Origin of the sequence: Phenylobacterium sp., assembly GCF_020402505.1 — a bacterium.
Classification (GTDB): domain Bacteria; phylum Pseudomonadota; class Alphaproteobacteria; order Caulobacterales; family Caulobacteraceae; genus Phenylobacterium.
In genome coordinates, this window is record NZ_JADBZL010000197.1 from 1 (window position 1) to 2,696 (window position 2,696).

2 protein-coding genes and 1 pseudogene are annotated in these 2,696 nt (G+C 70.4%); 1 reads left to right on the plus strand and 2 read right to left on the minus strand.

All coding sequences use genetic code 11. The features are described 5' to 3' along the window. A pseudogene (locus IM632_RS13195) lies at positions 1 to 199 on the plus strand (ATP F0F1 synthase subunit B); the annotation flags it as partial. Positions 200 to 268: 69 nt separating this feature from the next. Here IM632_RS13195 and IM632_RS13200 read toward each other — a convergent pair. Together IM632_RS13200 and gcvPB are read right to left on the minus strand one after the other, a co-directional pair. Further along, entirely contained in the window at positions 269 to 682 is a 414-nt protein-coding gene (locus tag IM632_RS13200; protein WP_296481577.1) for a hypothetical protein, read from the minus strand. A gap of 305 nt (positions 683 to 987) precedes the next feature. Beyond that, positions 988 to 2,571 (minus strand): aminomethyl-transferring glycine dehydrogenase subunit GcvPB, encoded by a 1,584-nt coding sequence (gene gcvPB, locus IM632_RS13205; RefSeq protein ID WP_296481578.1) that lies wholly within the window; start codon positions 2,569 to 2,571, stop codon positions 988 to 990. Positions 2,572 to 2,696 lie beyond the last annotated feature (125 nt).

Sequence of the window (2,696 nt, forward strand, 5' to 3'; positions counted from 1 at the left end):
GTCCCTCGCCCGTCGCCAGCAGCTGGCCGAGCGCAAGATCGCCAACGCAGAGGCCCAGGCCGAGGCCGAGGTGCGCGCCGCCGCCGTGGATCTCGCCGCGCGCATGGCCGAGCAGGTCCTCGCCGGCCGCCTCGCCGCGACCAAGTCCGATCCGCTCATCGACCGCGCAATTCCGCTGATCGCTGAAAAGCTGCGCTGAGCCCGGCCGGCGCAATGGCTTTCCCGATGGGGAGCTTCCGGCGGGGTCCAGCCTTGATTGGAGGCCGTCCTAATCCGGCGTGCGGCGGCGCCCCTTCATTTTCTTCCGCGTCTTGACGAGGAACCGGAAACGCCGGGGAAGCACAAGGCGCTCGACCCGCAGCATCTGCTGCCAGACGAAGGGAATGATCTCCGGGTCGCGCCGGAGCAGACGACGCAGGGGCCTGACGAACTTCGGGTGGCGATTCTGCAGGCGGACGAACTCCCGCTTGGCGCGGAAGGACCCCCGAAGCACCATCATCAGCCCGATCACCGTGACCGGAAGACCAAGAGGACCCGGAAGCGGCGCGATGACGACGCCGGCCACCACCAGGATAAGTCCGCCTACGGTGAGACCTGTCCGAGCGATTCCGGATACAAAGGCGCGCGCGAGGGCATCCGCCTCGCGGTAGACCGATGATCTGTCCTTTGGCGCCTCGGACACCGACTTCAATTCCGCTGACTCGAGACGGCGGAAAGGGTCCGGGTCTCCATGGGAGGTGTCATATGGGGTGTCGCCGCGACAGGAAAATGGCGCCGACGCACAACACCCGTCGCCCTGACCGCATTGGGAAGGGGGCTGCGCCGGAGACGCGGGTCCGGAGAAGGTGGCTCCACAGTGATCTGACCCCGAATCAGGCCCGCCGGCGGAACACTCCCGCCGGGGACGCTCAAGCCTATGCGACCCCGACCGGGGCGCGTAAAGCCGTCCGGATCGAGGGGCGACCTCCCCCGGGGGGATAGACGCCGCTATTCCGCAGCGAGCGGCGCCGGCGCCACACCCGGTTCGGGCTCGCGCCAGGTCAGACGGGGCTTGCGGGCGGCCAGGGTCTCGTCCAGACGGCGCAGGGGGGCCAGGTGCGGAGCGGAGGTGAAGCGCTCCGCATCACCCGCCAGGGCGGCCCCGGCAAGGCCCATCAGGGCGTCGCAGAACCGGTCGAGCTCGGCCAGGGATTCCGACTCCGTCGGCTCGATGAGCATGGCCCCGTGCACGACCAGCGGGAAGTACATGGTCATGGGGTGGAAACCCTCGTCGATCATGGCCTTGGCGAAGTCCAGGGTGGTGATCCCTGTTCCCTCCAGCCACCGGTCGTCGAACAGGGCCTCATGCATGCAGGGGCCGTCCGGGAAGGCGGCGCTCATCACGCCCGACAGCCGGGCCTTGATGTAGTTGGCGTTCAGCACCGCATCTTCGGCCGCCTGGCGCAGGCCGTCGGCGCCATGGCTCAGCATGTAGGCGTAGGCCCGGACGAACATGCCCATCTGGCCATGGAAGGCGGTCATGCGCCCGAAGGCCCGGGCCGCCTCGGCCTCGGTCTCCTCCACGAGCCGGAACCCTCCGGCGTCGTGAACCACCCAGGGCGTGGGCGCAAAGGGCGCCAGGGCCTCCGACAGCACCACCGGTCCCGAGCCCGGCCCGCCGCCGCCATGCGGCGTGGAGAAGGTCTTGTGCAGGTTGATGTGCATGGCGTCGACACCGAGGTCGCCCGGGCGGACCCGGCCGACGATGGCGTTGAAGTTGGCGCCGTCGCAGTAGAAATAGGCGCCCGCCGCGTGGGTCAGCCGGGAGATCTCCAGGATGTCCCGTTCGAAGAGGCCGCAGGTGTTGGGGTTGGTGACCATGATGGCGGCCACCTCCTCGCTCAGCTTGGCGGCGAGGTCGGCCAGGTCCACGCGCCCGTCGGCCGTCTGGCCGATCTCCACGACGTCATAGCCCACGAAGGCCGCCGTCGCCGGGTTGGTGCCGTGGGCGGAGGTCGGAGTCAGGACAATCCGTCGCTGGGTCTGGCCGGCCGCCGCATGGGCGGCGCGGATGGCCAGCAGGCCGCAGAGCTCGCCGTGGGCGCCCGCCTTGGGCGACAGGGCGACGGCCGGCATGCCGGTCAGGGTCTTCAGCCAGTGGGCCAGCCGGTCCATCAGGGCCAGGGCGCCCTGGACCGCCGAGACCGGGGCCAGGGGATGCAGGTCGGCGAAGCCGGGCAGTCGGGCCAGCTTCTCGTTGAGCCGCGGGTTGTGCTTCATCGTGCACGAGCCCAGCGGATAGAGGGCCAGGTCGATGGCGTGGTTCTTCTGGCTCAGGCGGACATAGTGGCGGACCGTCTCCGGCTCGGAGAGGCCCGGCAGGCGCAGGGGCTCGGCCCGGACGAGGCCCGCCAGGTCCTCGGCGCCGGCCTCGGGGGCGGGCAGGTCGACACCGCTGCTCTCCCAGGAGTCCCGCTCAAAGATCAGCGCCTCGTCCTGCAGGAGGCCGCGGCCGCCGCTGAGGGAGGCGAAGCCCGCGCCGGGGGCGTCGGAGGCGGGCCGGGTGGGACGGCCGACGGAATTGAGGCTCATCAGCGAATCCTCCGGGAAAGGGCGGCGACCAGGGCGTCGATGTCCGCCACCGAGGTGGTCTCGGTGGCCGCCAGCAGCAGGATGTCGTCCATGCCGGCGGACGGGTCGAGGCGGGAAACCGGCAC